21 protein-coding genes are annotated in these 21,716 nt (G+C 65.9%); 15 read left to right on the top strand and 6 right to left on the bottom strand.

Translation table 11 applies throughout. The features are described 5' to 3' along the window. The first annotated feature begins 135 nt into the window (after positions 1 to 135). Genes GPL20_RS12935 through GPL20_RS12945 form a run of 3 tightly spaced genes read left to right on the top strand, consistent with a single transcriptional unit; the run spans position 136 to position 4,821 of the window. Positions 136 to 1,380, top strand: a complete 1,245-nt coding sequence (locus GPL20_RS12935; protein ID WP_157329850.1) for an ABC transporter substrate-binding protein — start codon at positions 136 to 138, stop codon at positions 1,378 to 1,380. Between the two features lie 28 nt (positions 1,381 to 1,408). Then, positions 1,409 to 2,284: a branched-chain amino acid ABC transporter permease gene (locus GPL20_RS12940; protein ID WP_157329851.1), complete on the top strand. Its 876-nt coding sequence runs from the start codon at positions 1,409 to 1,411 to the stop codon at positions 2,282 to 2,284. Next, positions 2,281 to 4,821, top strand: a complete 2,541-nt coding sequence (locus tag GPL20_RS12945; RefSeq protein ID WP_157329852.1) for a branched-chain amino acid ABC transporter ATP-binding protein/permease — start codon at positions 2,281 to 2,283, stop codon at positions 4,819 to 4,821. The genes GPL20_RS12940 and GPL20_RS12945 overlap by 4 nt, the downstream gene beginning before the upstream one ends. A 174-nt stretch (positions 4,822 to 4,995) precedes the next feature. Here the strand turns inward: GPL20_RS12945 and GPL20_RS12950 are convergent, their stop codons facing one another. Next, positions 4,996 to 5,970, bottom strand: coding sequence for a Bug family tripartite tricarboxylate transporter substrate binding protein (locus GPL20_RS12950; protein ID WP_157329853.1), 975 nt, complete (start codon positions 5,968 to 5,970; stop codon positions 4,996 to 4,998). Positions 5,971 to 6,199: 229 nt separating this feature from the next. Continuing rightward, entirely contained in the window at positions 6,200 to 6,379 is a 180-nt protein-coding gene (locus tag GPL20_RS12955) for a hypothetical protein (RefSeq protein ID WP_157329854.1), read from the bottom strand. Positions 6,380 to 6,409: 30 nt separating this feature from the next. On the opposite strand from GPL20_RS12955, the gene GPL20_RS12960 reads away from it, so the two are divergent. From GPL20_RS12960 to GPL20_RS13000, 9 genes are all read left to right on the top strand, one after another. Continuing rightward, positions 6,410 to 7,072 carry a hypothetical protein gene (locus tag GPL20_RS12960; protein WP_157329855.1) on the top strand — a complete coding sequence of 221 codons (663 nt, stop codon included), beginning with the start codon at positions 6,410 to 6,412 and terminating at the stop codon, positions 7,070 to 7,072. Then, entirely contained in the window at positions 7,069 to 7,338 is a 270-nt protein-coding gene (locus GPL20_RS12965; RefSeq protein ID WP_157329856.1) for an HGGxSTG domain-containing protein, read from the top strand. Before GPL20_RS12960 ends, GPL20_RS12965 begins: the two co-directional genes overlap by 4 nt. 403 nt (positions 7,339 to 7,741) lie before the next feature. Then, complete coding sequence (locus GPL20_RS12970) at positions 7,742 to 10,732, top strand: hypothetical protein (protein WP_157329857.1); 2,991 nt, start codon at positions 7,742 to 7,744, stop codon at positions 10,730 to 10,732. A gap of 266 nt (positions 10,733 to 10,998) precedes the next feature. Beyond that, on the top strand, positions 10,999 to 12,531 hold the full coding sequence (locus GPL20_RS12975; RefSeq protein ID WP_157329858.1) for a CYTH and CHAD domain-containing protein: 1,533 nt from the start codon (positions 10,999 to 11,001) through the stop codon (positions 12,529 to 12,531). Between the two features lie 10 nt (positions 12,532 to 12,541). Beyond that, positions 12,542 to 12,946, top strand: a complete 405-nt coding sequence (locus tag GPL20_RS12980; RefSeq protein ID WP_246250446.1) for an avidin/streptavidin family protein — start codon at positions 12,542 to 12,544, stop codon at positions 12,944 to 12,946. A 139-nt stretch (positions 12,947 to 13,085) separates the two neighbouring features. After that, positions 13,086 to 14,333 carry an MFS transporter gene (locus GPL20_RS12985; RefSeq protein WP_157329859.1) on the top strand — a complete coding sequence of 416 codons (1,248 nt, stop codon included), beginning with the start codon at positions 13,086 to 13,088 and terminating at the stop codon, positions 14,331 to 14,333. A gap of 34 nt (positions 14,334 to 14,367) precedes the next feature. Continuing rightward, positions 14,368 to 15,561 carry a M20/M25/M40 family metallo-hydrolase gene (locus tag GPL20_RS12990; RefSeq protein ID WP_157329860.1) on the top strand — a complete coding sequence of 398 codons (1,194 nt, stop codon included), beginning with the start codon at positions 14,368 to 14,370 and terminating at the stop codon, positions 15,559 to 15,561. A 75-nt stretch (positions 15,562 to 15,636) separates the two neighbouring features. Further along, positions 15,637 to 16,722 (top strand): mandelate racemase/muconate lactonizing enzyme family protein, encoded by a 1,086-nt coding sequence (locus GPL20_RS12995; protein ID WP_157329861.1) that lies wholly within the window; start codon positions 15,637 to 15,639, stop codon positions 16,720 to 16,722. A gap of 229 nt (positions 16,723 to 16,951) precedes the next feature. After that, positions 16,952 to 18,100, top strand: coding sequence for an amidohydrolase (locus GPL20_RS13000; protein ID WP_157329862.1), 1,149 nt, complete (start codon positions 16,952 to 16,954; stop codon positions 18,098 to 18,100). A 13-nt stretch (positions 18,101 to 18,113) separates the two neighbouring features. Here the strand turns inward: GPL20_RS13000 and GPL20_RS13005 are convergent, their stop codons facing one another. Further along, positions 18,114 to 18,329, bottom strand: a complete 216-nt coding sequence (locus GPL20_RS13005) for a hypothetical protein (protein ID WP_157329863.1) — start codon at positions 18,327 to 18,329, stop codon at positions 18,114 to 18,116. 90 nt (positions 18,330 to 18,419) lie between these two features. Between GPL20_RS13005 and GPL20_RS13010 the strand changes: the two genes are divergently transcribed. Next, positions 18,420 to 19,142: a DUF72 domain-containing protein gene (locus GPL20_RS13010; RefSeq protein WP_157329864.1), complete on the top strand. Its 723-nt coding sequence runs from the start codon at positions 18,420 to 18,422 to the stop codon at positions 19,140 to 19,142. Positions 19,143 to 19,197: 55 nt separating this feature from the next. On the opposite strand, the gene GPL20_RS13015 is transcribed toward GPL20_RS13010, so the two are convergent. Together GPL20_RS13015 and GPL20_RS13020 are read right to left on the bottom strand one after the other, a co-directional pair. Then, on the bottom strand, positions 19,198 to 19,377 hold the full coding sequence (locus GPL20_RS13015) for a hypothetical protein (protein ID WP_157329865.1): 180 nt from the start codon (positions 19,375 to 19,377) through the stop codon (positions 19,198 to 19,200). Further along, the gene (locus GPL20_RS13020) at positions 19,374 to 19,598 is read right to left on the bottom strand and encodes a hypothetical protein (RefSeq protein ID WP_157329866.1); all 225 of its coding nucleotides are present in this window, start codon (positions 19,596 to 19,598) and stop codon (positions 19,374 to 19,376) included. Before GPL20_RS13020 ends, GPL20_RS13015 begins: the two co-directional genes overlap by 4 nt. A 336-nt stretch (positions 19,599 to 19,934) precedes the next feature. Here GPL20_RS13020 and GPL20_RS13025 point away from each other — a divergent pair, with 336 nt between their 5' ends. Both GPL20_RS13025 and GPL20_RS39525 read left to right on the top strand, forming a co-directional pair. Continuing rightward, positions 19,935 to 20,390 carry an Hsp20 family protein gene (locus GPL20_RS13025; RefSeq protein ID WP_157329867.1) on the top strand — a complete coding sequence of 152 codons (456 nt, stop codon included), beginning with the start codon at positions 19,935 to 19,937 and terminating at the stop codon, positions 20,388 to 20,390. Between the two features lie 103 nt (positions 20,391 to 20,493). Then, positions 20,494 to 20,988: a hypothetical protein gene (locus GPL20_RS39525; protein ID WP_246250448.1), complete on the top strand. Its 495-nt coding sequence runs from the start codon at positions 20,494 to 20,496 to the stop codon at positions 20,986 to 20,988. 58 nt (positions 20,989 to 21,046) lie between these two features. Here GPL20_RS39525 and GPL20_RS13035 read toward each other — a convergent pair whose 3' ends face one another. Next, positions 21,047 to 21,673 (bottom strand): LysR family transcriptional regulator, encoded by a 627-nt coding sequence (locus tag GPL20_RS13035; RefSeq protein WP_157329922.1) that lies wholly within the window; start codon positions 21,671 to 21,673, stop codon positions 21,047 to 21,049. Positions 21,674 to 21,716: the final 43 nt, after the last annotated feature.

Raw genomic sequence — 21,716 nt, forward strand, 5'->3', positions numbered from 1 at the left:
CACCAGCGTCGAATTTGCCGGTTGACACCGGCAATGCCGTTCGGGATTATCCTTCCGCATTAAAAGAACGTCTCTCACAATATCGGATATCCGATCTTGAAGGGAGCCACGCGATGCACCCGGGAGGAGACGAACATGATCCGCACCAGTCGACGGACGTTGTTACGGACAGGCGCAGCCCTCGCTGGCGCGTCCGCGCTTGGGTTTCCATCGATCATCCGGGCGCAGGCCGAGAAGATCCGGATCGGGCATCTGACGCCGCTCACGGGCTTTCTCGGCGTGATCGGCGGCTACGCCCAATTGGGGGTGAAACTCGCGGCGGAGGAGATCAACCAGTCCGGCGGCATCCTGGGCAAGCAGATCGACCTGCTCTCGGAGGATTCGATCAATCCCGCAACCGCCGCCACCAAGGCGCAGCGCATGCTGGAGCAGGACGGCGCGGCGGTGCTGCTCGGTGAGATCTCCTCGGCCTCCTCGCTCACCATCATGCAGGTCGCCGAGCGCAACAAGAGGGTGTTCTTCTCGACCGGGGCGCGCTCGGATGCGCTGCGCGGCAAGAACTGCAACAAGTACTCGTTCCACTGCGACATCCCGAACACGGTGATGGTCAACGCGGTCGGCACCGCGCTGTCGCAGAAGGGCATGGTGAAGGGCAAGAAGTTCTTCACGCTCACGGCCGACTACATCTTCGGTCATGACCTGCTGAAGGCGGCAAAGACCTTCTTCGGCGCGCATGACGCCAACCTGATCGGCGACGAGCTGATCGCAACCGACGTCACCGACTTCAGCCCCTATCTCTTGAAGGTACGACAAGCCAAGCCCGACGTGGTCTGCTGCAACCTCGCCGGCAACCAGGTTACCAATCTCGTCAAGCAATATGCCGAGTTCGGTTTCCCCTACCCGCTGGTCGGCTTCAACCTCAACACCGGCGACGCCTGGGCCGCGGGCGCGGGCAATCTCAGCGGCACCTGGCCGACGGTCTGGTATCACACGCTGAACAATCCGGCATCGCAGGCATTCGTCACGGCGTTCACCAGGAAGTACGGCAAGCCGCCGGAGAACCACGCCTGGATCGAATATGTGACGCTCAAGCTGCTTGCGGAAGCGATCAGCACGACGAAGTCAACCGATAGCAGTGAGCTGATCGCCTATTTCGAGAAGCAGGCGCAGTTCGACATCGGCAAAGCGCGAAAGGCCTATTTCCGCGCCTGGGACCACCAGCTGGTGCAGGAGGCCTATCCCTTCACCGTCAAGCCGAAGGACCAGATGAAGGACCAGTGGGACATGCTGGTGCTCGGCGATGCGGTGCCGGCGGCGAACGATCCGCTTGAGCAGATCTACCCGACCAAGGAACAGAACCCCTGCGAGATGAAGGCCTGAGGCGTCCCGCGCGCCGCAAGGACGCAACATGCAGTTCGAGTTCTTGCTGGAACAGGTGGTGAATGGCCTCGTGCTCGGAGGCTATTACCTTCTCATCGCGCTGGGACTGTCGCTGATCTTCTCGGTCGGCGGCATCGTCAATCTCGCGCACGGCGCCTTCTACGCGCTCGGCGCCTATGTCTGCGTCGAGCTGACCAGGCGCCTCGGCTTCGGCGCCTCCGTGGTGATCTCGCCGTTCGCGGTCGCCCTGCTCGGCATCCTCTTTGAACGCTTCATCCTGCGACGCTTCTACACCGCCGATCCGATCCTCAGCCTGCTCGTGACCTTCGGGCTTGCGATGGTCGCAGAACAGGCGATCCGCATGATCTGGGGCGCCGCACCTGTTTCCACCGAGATCCCGCAAAGCTTCCGCGGCTCGGTCATCGTCGGCGACTTCCTGTTCTCGCGCTATCGCCTGCTGATCCTTGCCGTCGTTGCGGCGATCCTGCTCGGCGTCTGGCTATTGCTGCAAAAGACCTCGTTCGGACGCGTGGTGCGCGCCGGCATCCAGCGGCCGGACATGGTCGCAGCGCTCGGCATCCGCCTTCAGCCCTACATGACGGCGATCGTGATGCTCGGCGTCGGCATGGCCGCGCTCGGCGGCGCCTTCTTCGCGCCGATCACGACGGTGCACCCCGCCATGGGCGCCGAGATCATGACGATTGCCTTCGTCGTGGTGGTGATCGGCGGCCTCGGCAGTTTCTGGGGCGTGGTCATTGCCGCCCTCCTCGTCGGCGTGGTGCGGGGCATCGCCATTCACTTCGAGCCCGCCGCGGGCGAAGCCTCGATCTACATCCTGATGTTCCTGGTGCTGCTGCTGCGCCCGCGCGGCCTGCTCGGCGAACGCATCGAGAAGTTCGAATGAGCCGCAATTCTGCCATCGCCAGGCTGAAGCCGCTGCTGATCGCGGCCGCCGCGGTCATCGCGCTGCCCTTCCTGCTGAGAGCGTTCGGCCTGTCGCTCAACACCGGCACCTGGATCGTCGGGCTCGCGATCGCGACCATGGGGCTCAACCTCTGCATCGGCTATACCGGCCTGGTCTCGTTCGGCCACAGCGCCTGGTTCGGCATCGGCGCCTATGCCGCCGGCCTGATCCAGCTCCGCCTCTTCCCCGGCGAGATCTGGCTGCCGCTGGCGGGATCGATGGTGGTCGTCGCGATCGCGTCGGCCGTGATCGGCATGCTGATCCTGCGCCGGCGCGGCGTGTACTTCTCGCTGCTGACGCTGGCGCTCGCCGCGCTCGTCTACACCACCGCCTTCCGCTGGACGAGCCTCACCGGAGGCGAGGACGGTCTCGGCGGGCTGAAGCGCGGCGCGATCGGCCCCGCCAACCTCGACGGCGCGCTCAACTATTATGTCGTGGTCGCGGCGATCGGGCTCGCCGTGCTCTATGTGCTGATGCGCCTCGTGCGTTCGCCGTTCGGACACGTGCTGGTCGCCATCCGCGAGAACCAGTTGCGCGCGAGCTTCCAGGGCTATCCGGTCGAGCGCTACAAGCTCGCGGTGTTCGTGATCTCGGCCGTCGTCACCGGCCTTGCCGGCGCGCTGATCGGTTTTCTCAACTATCTGGTGTCCGCCGAAGCCGTCTCGGTGCCGTTCGCCGGTGAGCTCCTGGCAATGGTCGTGATCGGCGGCATGCGCAGCCTGCTCGGCCCCGCGCTCGGCGCGCTGTTCTTCATCCTGTTCAGGGAGCTGTTCTCGATCTGGACGTCGGACTGGCTGTTCTGGTTCGGCCTCACCTTCGTGGCCTTCGTGATGTATTCGCCCGGCGGCCTCGTCGGCATCGGTACGCTGATCATGCGGCGCCTCCGTCCGCCGGCGGAAGAGACGGCGGCGATGAGCCGGCGCAAGATCTATGAGGGCCTGCCGCTCCCCGATTTCCTTCGGCCCGAGGCGCTGAAGGGCACCGTGCTCGAGGTCAGCGGCGTGTCCCGGAAGTTCGGTGGCATCCGGGCGGTCCAGGATGCGAGCATCAAGGTTTCCGCCGGCGAGATCCACGCGCTGATCGGGCCGAACGGCGCCGGCAAGACCACGCTGTTCAACCTGGTGTCCGGCCTCTACGCACCCGATCAGGGCACGATCCGCCTCCAGGGGCGCGACATCGCCGGCGTGCCGGCACATCAGATCTGCCATCAAGGGCTGGCGCGCTCGTTCCAGATCACCAATTTGTTTCGCGGGCTCACCATCTACGAGAACCTGCGGCTGTCGCTGCAAGCACGCCGCCCCATGCGCTTCAACATCTGGAACGACATCGACGCATACGACGACATCCACGCCGAGACCGCAGCGCTGACGAGATTCCTCGGACTCGAAGGCATCGAGGAGATCGAGGGCGGCGAGCTCTCCTATGGCGGGCAGCGGCTGGTCGACCTCGGCATCGCGCTCGGCTCCAAGCCGCAGGTGCTGCTGCTCGACGAGCCGCTCGCGGGCCTTGCCGCGGCCGAGCGCGAGCGTGTCTCCAACCTCGTCAGGAACATCGCCGCCAACATTCCCGTGCTGATCGTCGAGCACGACATCGACCGCGTGCTCGGCTTCTCGCAAATCGTGACCGTGATGAACCAGGGCGAGGTCCTGATGTCCGACTGCCCCAAGGCGGTGCGGGCCGATCTGCGGGTGCAGGAGATCTATACCGGCAAGGGCATTCCCGCCGTCGAGCACCGGCGCAGCATCGAGACGGCCGGCGAAACCAGGACGGTCCTCAGTCTCGACGGCGTCAACACGTTTTACGGCAAGAGCCACATCCTCAACGACGCCGCGCTCGACGTGCGCGAAGGCGAGATCGTCGCGCTGCTGGGCCGCAACGGCGCCGGCAAATCGACGCTGCTCAAGTCCATCGCCGGCCTCGTGCCGGCGGCATCGGGCAGCATCGACTATCGCGGCTCCGACATCGCACGCGTTCCCGCTCCCGACATCGCCCGCCGCGGCGTCGGCTATGTGCCGCAGGGCCGCGGGCTGTTTGCCGGGATGACCGTGCGCGAAAACCTCGCGCTCGGCCGCCTCGCGCGCAAGACCGACGGCAGTGACGGCGTGGTCTGGGACGAGGAGCAGATCCTGCACTATTTTCCGCGCCTGAAGGAGCGCATGAACATCGCCGCCGATTATCTGTCCGGCGGCGAGCAGCAGATGGTCGCAGTCGCCCGCGCGATGTCGGGCAATGTGCGCCTCTTGCTGCTCGACGAGCCGTTCGAGGGCCTCGCGCCGGCGGTGACGCTGGAGCTGTTTGGGGTGTTCGACCAGCTCCGCGAAAAAATGTCGATCGTGATCGTCGAGCACAATCTCGACCTCGTGCTCGCGCTCGCCGATCGCGTCTTCGCGCTGGAGCGCGGCGCCGTGTTCCACCAGGGACCGGCGGCACCGCTGCTCAACGATCTCGGTTATCGCAAGCAGATCCTGTGGCTGTGATGAACTTCGATAGCCGCGAAGAAGGTGCGCCCCCTCTCCCGCTCGCGGGAGAGAGTTGGGGAGAGGGTGTCTCCGCAACGGGACAGTCCCCAAGCGGAGAGAGCCCTCACCCGGCGCTGTGCGCCGACCTCTCCCGCAAGCGGGAGAGGTGGAGCGCGCGGCACCACCGCCCCCTTACTCTGCCTTGATGTTCGCCGCCGCCACCACCTCCGCCAGCTCCTTCGTCTCCTTCGCGATCTTGGCGGTGTAGTCGGCCGGGCTGAGCACGCTCACCACGCCCTGCGTCTCCAGCCGCTGCTGCAGCGCCGGATCCTTGGCCGCGGCGACGATCTCCCGGTGCAGCGTCTCCAGGATCGGTGCCGGTGTCGCCTTCGGCATGAAGAAGCCGACCCAGAACGAGATGTCGAAGCCGGGATAGCCGGCCTCCGCGACGGTCGGCACGTCGGGCAGCGCCGGCAGCCGCTCGGCCGATGACACCGCGAGCGCGCGCAGCTTGCCGGCCTTCACCAGCGGCACGGCGGAGAGCGGATCGAACACCGCGAGCACTTCCTGCGCGAGAATGCCGACCTCGGCGGCCGCGCCGCCGCGATACGGCACATGGATCAGCTTGATACCGGCCTTCTGGCTGAGCAACTCCATGGCGAGATGGGCGAGGTTGCCGTTGCCGCCCGAACCGTAGGCGAGCGCGCCGGGCGCGGCCTTCGCCGCCGCGACGAGATCGGCCACCGATTTGATATTCGCCGTCTTGGGGTTCTCGGGATTGACGACGAGGACGAGCGGCGCCGAGACGACGGTGGTCAGCGGCGCAAAATCCCTTTCCGGGTCGTAGCGGATATCCTTGAACAGCGTCTTGTTGAGCGTGATGGTCGACGAGTTGCAGGCGAGGATGGTGTAGCCGTCGCCTTCCGCATGCGCCACGCCTTCGGCGGCGATCATGCCGTTGGCGCCGGCGCGGTTCTCGACCACGAAGGGTTGTCCGAGCTTGCTGCCGAGCCGATCGCCGATGATGCGGGCGACGACATCGACCGGGCCGCCCGCGCTGAAGCCGGCCATGATCTTGGCCGGGCGCACCGGATATTTTTGCGCGAGGGCCTGCGTCGTCACGCACAATCCGGCGACAATCGCCAGCAGGCGAAGCGTTCGTTGCATTCATTCCCTCCCCAGACCTCTTTGCGCCGCCTGTGCATGCTTGTTGGTCCGACGCATCGGGGATCATGATGAGCGGCCACGCCCGATTTCGCAATCGCGTTTGCGCGCCGGCATTCCGCCGCGCGGCACGAGAGAGCAGCTTCGAAACAAAAAATGCGAAAACAACCCCATGCACAGTAGCCGGCCACTGTCAGAACAAGGGTTTGCGCCGAACGAGGGAATTCGGACATTACGAAATCGAATTGACACGTCGGGCAAAACACCCGCATAATGGCATCATCGCGATCACCGTGAGCATCCGGGCCATTCCAGCCGTCGGCGGCTCGACCTGATTGCGCGCAAGCCCTTCATCGATATCCGAAAATCGCAACCGCCGCGCAGCACGCGCGCGACCGGATTCGCGCAGCAAGCGCTCATGCCGGCAAAGGACTCAAAGCACATGACGACATCTCCCAATTGCACCAGCGCGTCACCGATCGCAGCACCGGAGCGCGGCGGACCCACGCCCCGGGTCAGGCTCTACCGACGGCGCCTGATGATCCAGCATCCCGACCCGCAGGCCGGCGAGCGGCTGCTGGCCGACGCGCTCGGCGCCGCCGATCGTGACGCCCTGCATGGCATCCTCAAGCAGTTGATGAAGGCCAGCGTGATCGCGCAGAAGCCCGACGAGGCCAACCTCGCCTTCATGATCTCGATGATGAAGGGCATCGCACCCAGGGATTCCATCGAGGCCATGCTGGTGGCGCAGATGGTGTCCGTCCACGTCGCGGCGATGCGCTCCGCCTTTCGCCTCGCCCTCACCGACAACCTTCCGCAGCAGGAAAGCATTACACGCGCATTGACTCGCCTCGCCCGCACCTTCGCAGCACAGATCGAGGCCCTCGGCCGCCTCCGCAGTACCGGCGAGCGCGCGATCACGGTGCAGAACCTCTCGGTACAGGACGGCGGCAAGGCGATCGTTGGCAACGTCACCCAGCATGCGAACGTGATCGTTGCGGAGGCCGGCGCGGCGGATACGGCTGCGGATGCAGGACCTGCCCCGGCGCGCGAGGTCCATCGCGGGAAGGACGAACCCGGCGTGGCGCACGGCACTGTGGCATGAGCAGCGATCACCTCCGCAACACCGATCCGATGCGGGCAAGCGCACGTTGCGGCGCCAGGACCCGCAACGGCGCTCCCTGCCGCGCGCCGGCGGTGCACGGCAAGACGCGCTGTCGCATGCATGGCGGCGCGCGGAGATGCGGCGCGCCGAAAGCAAACGGAAATGCCCGGAAGCACGGACTGTTCGCGCGAGATGCCATCGCCGAGCGGGGGCAGGTGCGATTGTTGCTGGGCGAGGCGCAGAAACTGCTGCGGGAGTTGAAGTAGTTTCGCGCGACCTTGCCGTTACTCTCGCGAGCTGCGCCCGCCCAGGCTATCGCGGTGCGACGGAAGACGTGGCGGGAGTTCGCCTACAGTCATCCTTCGAGATGCCCGCCCATGGCGGGCCCTCAGGATGAGGGCGCGTTTCGCGGCGAGATATCAGACCCCATGGTGAGGAGCCCGCCAAAGCGGGCGTCTCACCGCCCACCCCGTCCTGCGAGCGATCCGCTCCACCGTCCACCCCGACAATTTCTGCGTGTTTGTGAATTTCTTCACACGCGTTCGGCTACCGCTGTCGCTAGCTTGTATTTCGTCAAGGCTGCACAGAGCCGCCGACCGGAACCAACCCCAGCGGAGACCAGAACGGACCGCTCGGGCGATCGCGGTGAAACAGGGGGAGATAGGTGTCATGGGGGCATTGAATCTTTCGCAGGTCCTCTGGGAAGAACGACGGGCGCTCGCCGGTGCTCCCTTGGGATTCCCGCCGGAGACCGAGGTCCAACCACTACCAGCCTACGCGCTGGCTCAAGCTCCGCCGCAGTCATCCCCCTCGCCGGGGACGTTGCCGCCGCCGACGGACCCCGTCCCCGAGCAACTCCTGACCGTCTACGAGGCGCTCAACACGGACGACCGATGGGCGCTGTGCCTGTCCGGCGGAGGAATCCGGAGCGCGGCATTTGCGCTCGGCATCCTGCAACGGATTGCGGCGCTGGAGGTCACGTCGAAACGTCACGACAAGGAGACCGACTCGGCCCTGAGGCAGTTCGAGTATCTGTCGACCGTGTCGGGAGGTGGATATATCGGCAGCTGGCTGTCGGCCTGGCTCTATCAGCAGCGCAGGCTACCTCGCCGCGGAGCAGCCGCGAGCACAAGCAAGGTCAGTCAGGGCTCCACGCCGGACTGCGTGGTATCAGCACTCAATCGGCGAGACAGCCGCGGTCAACTCGGAGATCACGAAGAAGCAGAGCCGATTTCCAATCTCCGGCGCAACTCGCACTTTCTCTCGCCGAGTTTCTCGTCGATTTCTCCCGACCTGTGGAGTGACGTTGCCAGCGTCCTGCGCAACCTGTTCCTGAACTGGGTCCTGCTCGTCCCTCCGATGATCCTTGCCGTGCTCGTCACCAAGGCGCTCTATTTCGCTCTCATCGACGCCCACACCATCACAGACGGGTCGAAATGGTTCCTGGTCGTGATGACCATACCGACCCTCTGCCTGCTGGCGTCCTTGTCGTTTTCCGTCGCGAACCGCCCCGCCCGCGGCTGGATCAATGTCTCGCAACCCCGCTTTCTCCTGTGCGATCTCACGCCCTTCCTTGTCGGGGCCGCACTGCTGGTTTTCGTATTGCAAAGCCCGTACGGCTTGGCGACGCTCTCGGACGTGCTTAGCGCCGGCGGATTCGGATTCCTCGAGCAGTTCGAACGCGACCACCTGGCAGCGGCGGTGCTGATCCGCGGAGCCATCCTTGGCGTGATATTCTTTCTCGTCTCCTGGGCGCTGGCACCGCTGTGGACCTTCATTTTCGGGAAATCGGCCCGCCCACCGCCTGCGGCGCGCCCCAAGCATCCGCGGATCGAGCCCTTCGCCTGGGGCATCGCCGGCGCAGCTTTCGGCCTGCTGAGCGCCGCGGGACTGATTTTTCTTTGGAGCGTCAACCCGTCCGACTCCGCCGCCACCGCAGCGGGTTTTGCCTGCGTGCTCGGGCTGCCCTGGATCGTGATGGCGCGCATCGTCGCCGACGTGATCTATATCTCGTTTGCCGAGTTTCTGTCCGAGGTGGATGTCGGGCTCGAATTTCAGGCGCGGTCGAGCGGACTGTTCACGCTGGCCTATCTCGGCTGGCTGCTGTGGTTCGGGCTCGTGGTCGGCGCGCCACCGGCCGCAAGCTGGATCGAGAGCCAGCTTGGCAGCGCAACCGTCCCCTCGCTCGCCGCCGGGGGAGGTCTTTCCGGCCTGCTCTCCATCATCCTCGGAGCGAGCTCGAAGACCAAGGCCGCCGCCGAGCAGGTCTCGGGCTTGCGCCAATATCTCGGGCTCAACACGCTCGCGGCCGTCGCAGCGGCGATCTTCGCGGCCGTCCTGGTCGCTCTGCTGTCCATCGGTTGGGACGCGGCTTTCAAATCGTTCGCCTCCGGCGCCGACGGTCACATCCCCTGGACCATGGTGTTCGTCGCGGGCATCGTGCTTGGCGTGCTGATCTATGTGGCCTCACATATCCTCAGCATCAACAGATACTCACTCCACGGCCTCTACCGGAACCGGCTGGTTCGCGCCTTTCTCGGGGCGTCGCGCAACGAGAAGGAGCGTGACAAGACCAAGAATGCCTTTACGGATTTCGACGGCCGCGACAGCCCGCTCCTGCAAGACCTTTGGGAGCATGGCGTCACACCGACAGGGGCCAATTGGAAGCCGCTCCACGTCATCAGCGGTGCGCTCAACCTCGTATCGTCCAAGAACCTGGCCTGGCAAGAACGGATGGCGGCGCCCTTCACGTTCTCGCCGCTGCATTGCGGCAGCGGCAGCGCCGTGTTTTCGGACGGCGCATACCGGACGACCTACGCCACGGCCGACCAGCCGCAACCTTACGGCGGAAAGCTGACGCTCGGGACCGCCATGGCGATTTCCGGCGCGGCCGTGAGCCCGAGCATGGGCTACAACTCATCGCCCGGCGTCGCTTTCCTGATGGCGTTGTTCAATGTGCGCCTCGGCTGGTGGCTGGCCAACCCGCGCGGCGACAATCCCTACTATTCGGAGGTCAAGCCGACGAACGCGCTCCGGCCGTTCTTCATGGAGATGTTCGGGCTGACCAGCGAGACCGAGCGCTGGGTCTACCTGACCGACGGCGGGCACTTCGAAAACCTCGGCCTCTACGAGATGGTTCGCCGGCGCTGCCGCGTGATCGTCGTCAGCGACGCGGGCTGCGATCCCGATTATGCCTTCGAGGATCTCGGCAACGCGCTTCGCAAGATCTGGATCGATCTCGGCGTGCGCATCGACCTGCATGGCCTGGACCTGCTCAAGAAGCGCTTCAAGGAACGTCCGAGCCCGGCGAAGGAGGATCCATACTGGGCGATCGGCGATATTCTCTATAGCGAGGCCGATGGCGGCAAGTCGCAAGACGGACTGCTGCTGTACTTCAAGTCGGGCCTGCACGGTACGGAGCCGATGGGCGTGCTGAGCTATGCGATCGCCCACCCGACCTTTCCGCACGAGACGACGCTGAATCAATTCTTCACGGAATCGCAGTTCGAGAGCTACCGGGCGCTCGGCTATGAGATCGCAGAACGGGCATTCGAGGCCGGCGGAGGTCTTTCGGTGGACGCGAAGACTGGAGCGCCACCGACATTCCTCTCGATCATCAAGAACCTCAAAGGCGGGATCGGCGGATCGCCGCAGCCATGAGCTGATTCCGTTGGCATTGCGTTGCATTCTAGATCGCCGCGCCGGCCCCATGGTCTGCGCGGCGATCGCTCGCGTCGGCGGCTAACCGCTTTGCGGCCCTCCCACAACATCCCTCAGTCCGATGCCGTGTCCTGGCCGATATCTCGCGGCTGGTACGGGTTCCCTCGCCTTGCCGCGCCGGTCGTGGCCGTCCGGATTGAAATGCTCGCGACATCGGAACTTCCCGCGCTGGCGCACCTTGAATTCAGCAAACGGAAGACTCGGCCATGACCTCGGAAACGGAACTGAAATTCCGCATTGCGCCGCGAAAATTGTCGTCAGTTCTGCGGAACGGAGGTTCGAGCGGGCGGCGCGGTGACCAGACCGAACAGACGCTCGTGTCGACCTATTACGATACGACCAAGCACAAGCTCAGGCGCCACGGCCTCTCCTTGCGCGTCCGCAAGATCGAGGACCAGTACGTGCAAACCGTGAAAGCCGGCGGCACGGGACGCGTGACGCGCGGCGAATGGGAGCACGAGGTTTCCGGCACAAAGCCTGACCTGAACAAGACGCGACACACGCCGCTCCGGAGCCTTGCGACGGCCAAACTTCCCCGCAAGCTGAAGCCGGTCTTCCAGACCGACATTCATCGCATGGCGCAGGCGCGACGCGTCCGGAACAGCCAGATCGAACTCGCGGTCGACCGTGGCCGCATCAGCGCCGGGCGCCGTTCGCGGCCCGTTGCCGAGCTGGAACTGGAACTGAAATCCGGACATGTCGCGGATCTGTTCCGGCTGGCGCGGACGCTCGAACGCAGAACGGATGCAGAGCTCGATCTGCGCTCGAAGGCCGAGCGCGGCTATCAGCTCGTCGCGGGAAGCGGCGGCGGCGCGCAACGCGCCGAGCCGATCGCGCTGAAGCCGGAGCTCTCGCCGCGCGAGGCGTTCGGCGTGATCGCGCATTCGACGCTGCGTCAAATCACGGGGAACGCCGATGCGGTGCGCGACATGGATGCCGAGGGGGTTCATCAGATGCGGGTCGGCCTGCGGCGGCTGCGGGCGGCCATCTCGCTGTTCGCCGGTATCCTGCCGCGGGCGAGCACCGAGCGGATCAAGGCCGAGCTGAAATGGCTCACGGGCGAACTGGCGCCTGCGCGCGAAGTCGACGTGTTTCTGACGGAGAGCATTTTGCCGATCACCGCGCACGGCGTGCCGCGTCGCGGCGCCCGCGCGATCCGCAAGCGATTCTCCGCGCAACGAAAGTCGGCGTTCGAGCGCGCCCGCGACGCGGTCATGTCGGCGCGTTACCGCCGCCTGCTGATCGATGTGATCGAATGGATCGAAACCGGGCGACCTCGCGTCAATAATGCCCACAATGACGACTCCGCGATCGCCCCCTACGCCGCGCAGATACTCGATCGGCGCATCAGGAAGGCGCGAAAGCAGGGCAAGCGCCTGGACGATCTCGAGCCGATGCAGCGCCACAAGCTGCGGATCAGGATCAAGAAGATCCGCTATGCCGCCGACTTCTTCAAGAGCCTCTACAGCGACGGCGACCAGAAGGAGCTGGCAGTTCTTTCCGACCGGCTGAAGCAGATCCAATCCGCACTGGGATCGCTCAACGACTTCATGGCACACCGCGAGCTGGCAACGGAGGCTGCGCTGACGGCGCCACCTGCGAACCGCCGCGCCCAGGCGTTCGCATCGGGGGTCATCGTCGGCCAGGAACGCAAGGCCGCCGATGGGCTGATGCAGGACGCCGCAAAGCAACTGCATCGGTTGCGCCGGCTGCGGGCGGTGCCGAATGCGCGAGCGTAGGAGAGCCGGCATGGCAACCGACATGGTAACCGACATGGCAACCGACTTGGCTTGGGTCGGCAACTGGCGAAATCAATTCGGCTCGATCCTGCGCATCACCGACGATGCCCACGGCCGCCTCGAGGGGAATTTCGAGACCGCGCTCGAAGACAGCGGCTTTTACGGTCAAGCGGTGCCGATCACCGGGTTTCACAGGGGCAATTGCATCGCCTTTGTCGCGGTGGGCTCGTCGGCGACGGGCGACCGGGCCGTCTCCTATACCGGACTGCTGCGACACGGACGTATGCACACCGCCTGGTTCGTGATCGCAGACCAGGCGCTGAGCGCGTCCCGGGAGGGCGAGCCGGCAAAGCTGAAACCGGTGAACTGGTGGCGCGCCGTGACGACGAACGTCGATACGTTCGAACGGACCTAAAGCGCCACTGCCCTGTATCATGTTTCTCGCGGTGATCCAGAGACGCCACAATCCGGAATGAGGGGGTCCCGCTGCCGCCATTGGCGCGCGCCCCGCGATCATGTACGCCCATCCGAAACCTTCTCGGGACGGGACGCTCATGACGACCGCTGCCACGGACGAAGCGGGAGATGGCACCCGCGCGCTGATCCTTGCGCTGCTTGCGCTGGCCTGCGGCCACATGCTTTCGACCTTGCTGCGCACGATCCCGGCGGTCAGCCTCGACCTGATGGCGGCGGATTTCCACATGGAGCCGCAGGCGCTCGCCAGCCTCACCTCGGTCTATCCCTTCGCCTTTGCCGCCGCGCAGATTCCTGTCGGCGCGGCGATGGATCGCTTCGGCGTGCGCCCCGTCTCGCTCAGCCTGCTCGCGGGAACCGTGTTCGGTGCCGTGGCCTCGGGCTTTGCGACGGGGCCGGAAAGCTTTGCGGTCGGGCAGGTGCTGCTCGGCATCGCAACGTCCGGCATGCTGATGTGCCCGATGACGCTGGCGGCCAAGCAACTATCGGCCGCACGGTTCGGCCTTTGGTCGGGCGCGATCCTTTCGATCGGCAATATCGGCATGCTGCTGTCGTCGAGCCCGCTCGCCTTCGTGGTCGACACCTGGGGCTGGCGCGCCGGGTTCTGGCTCTCGGCGCTCGGCGGTGTCGCGGTGGCGCTCGCGGTGTTCGTGCTGGTGCCGCACCAGCCGGCCGAGCACAAGGACGAGTCCTCGCCGCTGTCGCAGATGATCGAGGTGCTCAGGCTCGGCTTCTCACGGTCCTTGCGCGGCCTGATCGCGCTGGCGCTGGTGTCGCTGGCGACCACGCTGGTGCTGCGCGGGCTGTGGGGCGGACCCTGGCTGATGGAAACAAAGGGATTGTCGCGGGTCGAGGCCGGCAACCAGCTCGGCGCGTTCACGCTGGCGATGATCGTAGGCCCCCTGTGCATCGGCATGATCGACCGCAGGCTGGGCCGCCGCCGCGAGCTGGTGGCCGGCACGCATCTGGCCGGCGCGCTGCTATTGGCGCTGATGGCGCTCGGGGCGCCGCACTACGCGGTCTCGCTGCTGTTCGGCGTGCCGGTGATGCCGCCGCAATATGATCTCGTGCTGTTCGTGCTCATTGGCCTTGCGACCTCGGCGCAGCCGCTGCTGTTCGGCATGTCGCGCCAGCTGGTCGACGCGCAAATGGCGGGCAAGGCGCTCGCGGCGATCAACCTCGCCTTCTTCCTCGGTGCGGCGCTGATGCAGTCGGTCACCGGCGCGGTGGCGGCGCTCGCGGGATTGCCGGCGGTGCTGCTGTTCATGGCTGCCATGCTGGCAATCGGCGTGCTGATCTTCTTGGCTTACACCGCATCAGCCCCATAGGATGCCGGGCATCGTCTCCCAAAAGGAATGAACCATGCCCGTCGACACCAAAGCCGCCACCGATCGCCTCATGCGTTTTCTCGCCGTCGAGGGCGTGACCGGACAGGAGGCGGCGATCGGGCGTGAGCTCACCGCCGCGCTGAAGGAAGCCGGCGTGCCGGCGAAGGCGATCCGGCTCGACGACGCCAATACGCGCATCCCGGTGCCGACCGAGACCGGCAACCTCATCGTCGACCTGCCCGGCCGCGGCGCGCTGCACAACCAGAAGCGCATCATGTTCATGACCCACATGGACACCGTGCCGCTCTGCGCCGGCGCGAAGCCCAAGAAATCGGGCCGCAAGATCGTCAACGAGGCCAAAACGGCGCTCGGCGGCGACAACCGCTGCGGCTGCGGCGTGCTGGTGACGCTGGCCGCGGAGCTCGAGAAGCAGAAGCTCGACCATCCGCCGATCACGCTGCTGTTCTGCGTGCGCGAGGAGAGCGGGCTCTACGGCGCGCGCCACGTCAAGCTGGACGAGCTCGGCGCCCCGGTGATGGCCTTCAACTATGACGGCGGCGCGGCCTCCAACGTCGTCATCGGCGCCGTCGGCGCCGACCGCTGGACCGTCGAGATCTTCGGCCGCGCCTCGCATGCCGGCGTCGCGCCGGAGCGCGGCATCTCCTCGACCATGATCATGGCGCTGGCGCTTGCCGACGTGAAGGCCGGCGGCTGGTTCGGCAAGGTGGTGAAGGGCAAGCAGCAGGGCACCAGCAATGTCGGCCCCGTCACCGGCGGCGCGGGGCGGCCTGCGGGCGATGCCACCAACGTCGTCACCGACTACGTGCATGTGCGCGGCGAGAGCCGCAGCCATGACGGAAAGTTCTTCAAGGAGATCACCAAGGCCTACAAGGCCGCGTTCGAGAAAGCGGCCAAGAAGGTCACGAACGCGCAAGGCAAGTCCGGCAAGGTCAAGTTCAAGGCCGAGACCGACTATTATCCGTTCCGCATGAAGGAGAGCCTGCCCGTGGTCAAACGCGCGATCGAGGTGGTGTCTGCCGTGGGCGGCACGCCGAACGTGCGCGCCGCCAATGGCGGCCTGGATGCCAACTGGATGGTCCGCCACGGCATTCCGACCGTGACCTTCGGTGCCGGTCAGAACGAGGCGCACACGATCGACGAGTGGATCAATCTCGACGAATACGACCGCGCCTGCGCGCTGGCGGTGCAGCTCGCCACGATGCGGTGAGCTGTTGCGCTCGGAGGGTGGGTTAGCCGCTGGCGTAACCCACCCTACAAACGACACAAAAAGCAGGGAGGGACCATGGCACGCATCGCGACGATCGAGACCGGCTTCTACCGGATCCCCCTGCCCGTCACGCTCTCCGATAGCACTCATGGCGAGATCGCGGCGTTCGAGCTGATCACCTGCCGCATCAGCGATGCCGATGGCGCCGAAGGCGTCGGCTACACCTACACCGTCGGCCGCAATGGCGGCGCAGTCGCCGACATCCTCAGGCGCGAGATTCCACCGTTCGTCGAGGGACGCGAGGCCGACGACACCGAGGCGATCTGGCATCACGTCTGGTGGGGCCTGCATTATGGCGGACGCGGCGGGCCGGCGGTGCTGGCGCTCTCCGCGCTCGACATCGCATTGTGGGATTTGAAGGCGCGGCGCGCGGGCTTGCCGCTGTTCCGACTGCTCGGCGGCTTCGATGCGCGCGTGCCGTGCTATGCCGGCGGCATCGACCTCGATCTCTCGGTCGAGGCGCTGCTGAAGCAGACCGACGGCAATCTCACAAAAGGCTTTCGCGCCATCAAGATGAAGGTCGGCCGGCCCGACCTCAAATCCGACGTCGCGCGGGTCTCCGCGATGCGACAGCATCTCGGCGACGGCTTTCCACTGATGGCGGACGCCAACATGAAGTGGACCGTCGAGGAAGCGATCCGGGCCGCCCGTGCGTTCCAGCCCTACGACCTCACCTGGCTAGAGGAACCGATCATCCCCGATGACGTCGCGGGCCACGCGCGCATCATGCAGGCCGGCGGCGTGCCGATCGCGGCGGGCGAGAATCTGCGCTCGCTGTGGGAGTTCAAGAACTACATCGTCGCAGGCGCAGTGTCCTATCCCGAGCCCGACGTGACCAATTGCGGCGGCGTCACCGCCTTCATGAAGATCGCGCGGCTCGCGGAAGCGTTCAACCTGCCCGTCACCAGCCACGGCGCGCATGACATCACCGTGCATCTGCTCGCGGCCTGCCCGAACCGCTCGTATCTGGAGGCCCACGGCTTCGGGCTGGACAGATATATCGCGCATCCGCTGGTGCTCGGGGACGGCAAGGCGCTGGCGCCGGATCGCCCGGGCCACGGCATCGGCTTTGACTGGAAGGGATTGGCGAAATTGTCGTGACATCGATCGCTCGTCATTCCGGGGCGCGACGAAGTCGCGAGCCCGGAATCCATCGGGCCGCAGAGATCGCTGCACGATGGATTCCGGGTTCGCGCCAAGAGGCGCGCCCCGGAATGACGGGGCAGAAGCGGCGCGCATTGCTGCAGGCGAGACATTCCAAGGCGCTGGATGCAGGGCGCAGATAATCCGCTAAGGTGACGGCAGCCGACACGTTGCAAGAGATTCCGCCTTGACCCCCGAGCTGCACAAGAAACTGACCGCGTGGCGCCAGCACCTTCATGCGCATCCGGAGCTGTCCCTCCGGGAGAAAGCCACCGCCGCCTTCGTGCAGGACAAGCTCGCCGAGCTCGGCATTCCCTTCGAGGCGGGCATCGGCGGCCACGGCGTCGTCGCGACGCTGACGCGCGGAGCCGCACAGGGCCGCGTCGGCCTGCGCGCCGACATGGATGCGCTGCCGATCACCGAGGATACGGGCCTTGCCTACGCCTCGAAAACTCCCGGCGTGATGCATGCCTGCGGCCATGACGGCCATACCGCTTCGCTGCTCGGCGCCGCCGCGCTGCTTGCCGCCGACACCAGTTGGAGCGGCACGGTGGACTTCATCTTCCAGCCGGCGGAGGAAGGCTTTGGCGGCTCGCGCGCGATGGTCGCGGCCGGGCTGTTCGAGCGCTTTCCGATGCAGCGCGTGTTCGGCTTCCACAACTGGCCGGGCCTTGCCGCCGGCACCATCGCGGTCCATGACGGCGTCGTCATGGCCTCCGGCGGGCGCATCACCATCACCATCGAGGGCCACGCCGGGCACGCCGGCATGCCGCATTTGACGCGCGATCCCGTGATGGCGGCCGGGCATCTGATCGTGGCGCTGCAATCGATCACCTCGCGCAACGTCGATCCGCTCGACACCGCCGTGCTCTCGCTGTGCACGATCGAAGGCGGCACCGCGCCGAACCAGATCGCGGGGCGCGTCACGATCCGCGGCACGCTGCGCTATCATCGCGACGCGGTGAAGGGCACCCTCCTCGACGGGATCGAGCGCACCTGCGCCGGGATTGCGACCAGCTTCGGCGTCAAGGTCACGCCCGAGATCGTCATGGGTGTCGGCGTGGTGATCAACACCCCGGTAGAAGCGGGCCTCGCCCGCTTCGCCGCGGAAAAGGTGCAGGCCGAGGTGCGGCGCGACCTCGCGCCCAGCATGGCCGGCGAGGATTTTGCGTTCTATCTCCAGCAGCGGCCCGGCGCCTTCGTCTGGATCGGCAATGGGCCTTTACGCGACGGCGCCGAGCTGCACGGCCCGCGCTACGATTTCAACGACGCGATCCTGCCGGTGGCATCGCGCTGGATGGCGGAGGTCGCCAAAGCGGCGCTGGCGTCGAACTAGGCGCGGGGCCCGCTCAGGAGATCTCGCGCGGCAGCTTCCAGTCCGGCCGCGGCGCGGAAGTCTCCTCGACCTGCTCGACGTGATACCCGGCCGGGAGAAGCCGTCCGCCTTCCTCGTCCGCGACGGGGACGTCGGTCACCAGTCCCTCGATCAAGGCGGCTTCCCACACCTCCTTCTCGGTGGCAAAGGGATCGCCGATCTGCTTGTTGCCTTCGAACAGCGCGTACATCGGTTCGGTCCTGGTTGATCAAGCTCACGAGCAACGTATCGGCCGCCCGGACGTTCCCTCCGGCAAATCGCAGCGGATGGCACGTGAACAATGGCGCGCGTTCTGATCGGAACTTCCGGCTGGCACTACGCCTCCTGGCGAGGCCCGTTCTTTCCGGAGGGCGTGACGCTGAAGCAGCAGCTGAGCTACTACGCCGGCCGGTTCGAGACGACGGAGCTGAACGGCGTGTTCTACCGCACGCCGACGCCGGAAGCGGTGCAAGGGTGGCGGGAGCAGACTGGCCGCGATTTCGTCTTCGCCTGGAAGGCGTCGAAATTCATCACGCACTGGAAGCGCCTGTCGGGCCGCTCCGTCAACAGTCTCGAACTGCTGGAGGATCGCATCTCGCTGCTGCGCGGCAAGGCCGGTCCGATCCTGTTCCAGCTCCCGCCGCAATTCGAGGCCGACGCGGACCGCCTCGCCGCCTTCTTCAAGCTGTTGTCGCGGAAACGGCGTTACAGCTTCGAATTCCGGCATCCGAGCTGGTATCAGCCGCGCATTCTCAGAATGCTGGCCGACGAGAACATCTCGCTGTGCCTGTCCGACCATCACAATGCGCCGGCGCCGTGGAAGCGCACGGCGGATTTCGTCTATGTGCGCGCACACGGGCCGAGCGGGCGCTATCACGGGCACTATGCGAAAGCCACGCTCGCGCAATGGGCGCGGCGCATCAAGTCGTGGAAGCGGCAGGGCTGCGACGTCTACGTCTATTTCGACAACGACCAGAAGAGCGCGGCGCCGGCCGATGCACAGGCGTTGAAGCAATTGCTGTGACGCAGGGCGGCGGCCGCGCCGCACCCGATTTCCACTGCGCGAACGTGACGCCTTCTCATGCCGCCGACCGGTCCGGGATGCCGCCTTGCAGCGTCTCGAGCAGGCGCTGCTCTCGTTCGATCCGGGTCCGGTAGAGCTGGCGCTCGCTCTCGGTCCTGGCACCGGCCAGCAGCAAGCGATAGTGCTCGATCACCTTCTCGCTGCCGCGGATGAGGAGGTCGCGGATGTCGCTCATCGTTCCGCTCCTGTTGCGGCGGATGCTGATGGCGTTCTCGGGAGCGTGAGCGCGACGGGAAAGGCATCGGCGGCGAGAGCCTCGAGCGCCGCCTGCTCTTCGGCAAGGCGTCGTTCGATGAAATGGCGTTCGATGTCCGACAGCTTCGTCTTCAGCAGGCGCCTGTAACGGTGGAGGTTGCTTCTGTGCGCATGAATGCGGGCCAGATCCTGATCGAGCATCGTCGTCACTCCTGACGGTCTTTCACGGTCCTTATGATTTCGCGATATCGGAAGAGGCGTCTTCCGGCGCAAAAAATATTCGGCCTTCTTACGCTGTCAAGATGCTCCTTCGCCGCTCCCCGTGCCCTCCCCCTGGGTCCGGCCTCCCGGCCAAAATTTTTTTCGACCCCCTCTTGCAAGATCTTTCCGCCGCTCTAAGTCGTTTTTCGCCGCGAGAGCGGTGTGCCGGATGCCAGAATCGGGTCCGGCGCGGGCGCCGGGCTGGTCGTTTCGGACCCGTCTGAATCCCTGCCTTGCGCTCCTTCGTATCCATCTTGCTCTTTGGAGGACTTGGTTATGAGGACCACCTTTGACTTCGCGCCGCTGTGGCGCTCCACCATCGGCTTCGATCACCTGGCCGACCTCGTCGACAGCACGCTGCGCCAGGCGACCGAGGACAACTATCCCCCTTACAACATCGAGCGTTCCGGCGAAGACAATTACCGGATCACGCTGGCCGTGGCGGGCTTCGGCGTCAACGACATCACGGTGACCGCCGAACAGAACGCGCTCACCATCGAGGGCGGGAAGCCCGAAGGCGGCACGCGCGAATATCTCTACCAGGGTATCGCTGCACGCCCCTTCCGCCGCGTATTCAATCTCGCCGACTACGTCCAGGTGAAGCAAGCCGCCTTCCAGGACGGTCTGTTGGTCATCGATCTCGTGCGCGAGATTCCGGAAGCCATGAAGCCGCGCCGGATCCAGATCGCGAACGCTACGTCGCCGCAGATCGAGCAGAAGAAGGCGGCCTAGGCGAACGCACCCTGCCCGCGAGCAGTGTGGCGGACGGCGACCGGTGTCGCCGTCCGCCGATCGAGAACCATCCCTTCGAAAGGAGTGTAGAGGGAGACGACCGATGACCAACGCCAATACGAGCGCCGGCGGCCCCGACCCGCTGTTTCATCCCGCCGCACACTATCCATCCCCGAACGCCGTCCTCGCCGACCGCGATCTCTCGACAGCGGAGAAGCGGATCATCCTGTCGTCGTGGGCTTCGGACATGTTCGCAGTCGAATCCCATCCCGCGCTGCGCGACATTCCCGGCATGGATCACCCCATCCGGCTCGCGGACATCCTCGCCGCGATGCGCAAACTGGATGATGACGACGACCCGCCGCCCCGCGGCGGCGTGCCGATGCGGCTACGCCATGCCGCACCTGAAACGGAAAGCGACGATGAGGACCGGCCGTCTGGCCAGCGCAATGCAATCGATCGCGGCGCGCAGCGCCGGTTCGCACGATACCGGCGCGCTCTCGCCCCGCACGATCGACGGCGGCTGCGCGCCGAGCCCGATCGGCGGACCTGTCGTGATCCGCTTGGATCGCGGTGCGACGTCATGGCGGCGCGGTAAAGGGCGGCATCGTCGACGGGATCGAACGGACGCTGAGACCGCGCTCGCGCGGTCTCCCTCAACTTCCGATCACGCCGACCAGACGAGGGCGGCGGTTTGCCAGCGGGTTCTCGGCCGCCAGGGCGCGCAGCCATGCGCGGAAGCTGACGACCTCGGGACAATCGGCGGTGCCTTCAGGCGCAATCAGCCAATCGCCCAGGCCTGATCCCTCGGTGATCCGGTCGCAGCGATAGCCCGGATGGTGGCCGAGACCGCGGGCTATCAGCAGGTCGACCTTGCCCTCGACCAGCTCGTGCAGACCGGCGGGCTGCAGCACCCGCAGACCGATCTCAGCATGCGCGCTGCGAAACTCCGCCAATTCGAGGCGGCGCAGGTCGAAGCTGCCATGGACCCCCACCTGCAGCAGCACCGCACCTGCCGGCTTCAATTCCGAGGTCGCCTCGGCAATGCGACGAAAACCATCGGATATCCCGGGCAGATAGGCCTGCCCGGCCGCGGTCAGGATGAGCTGCTTATGCAGCCGCTCGAACAGGCGTACGCCGAGGCGCGCCTCCAGCGCTTTCACCTGCTGCCCCACGGCGGCGGGTGTCACGTGCAGCTCGTGCGCGGCCAGCTTGAAGCTGAGATGCCGCGCAGCGGCTTCGAATGCGCGGAGCGCGTTGAGTGGTGGAAGGGTGTAGGTCATCGCGCCGCAGTTTGACACCGACCGGCCGCGGCCTTGCAATAGA

The organism is Bradyrhizobium cajani (genome assembly GCF_009759665.1).
Classification (GTDB): domain Bacteria; phylum Pseudomonadota; class Alphaproteobacteria; order Rhizobiales; family Xanthobacteraceae; genus Bradyrhizobium; species Bradyrhizobium cajani.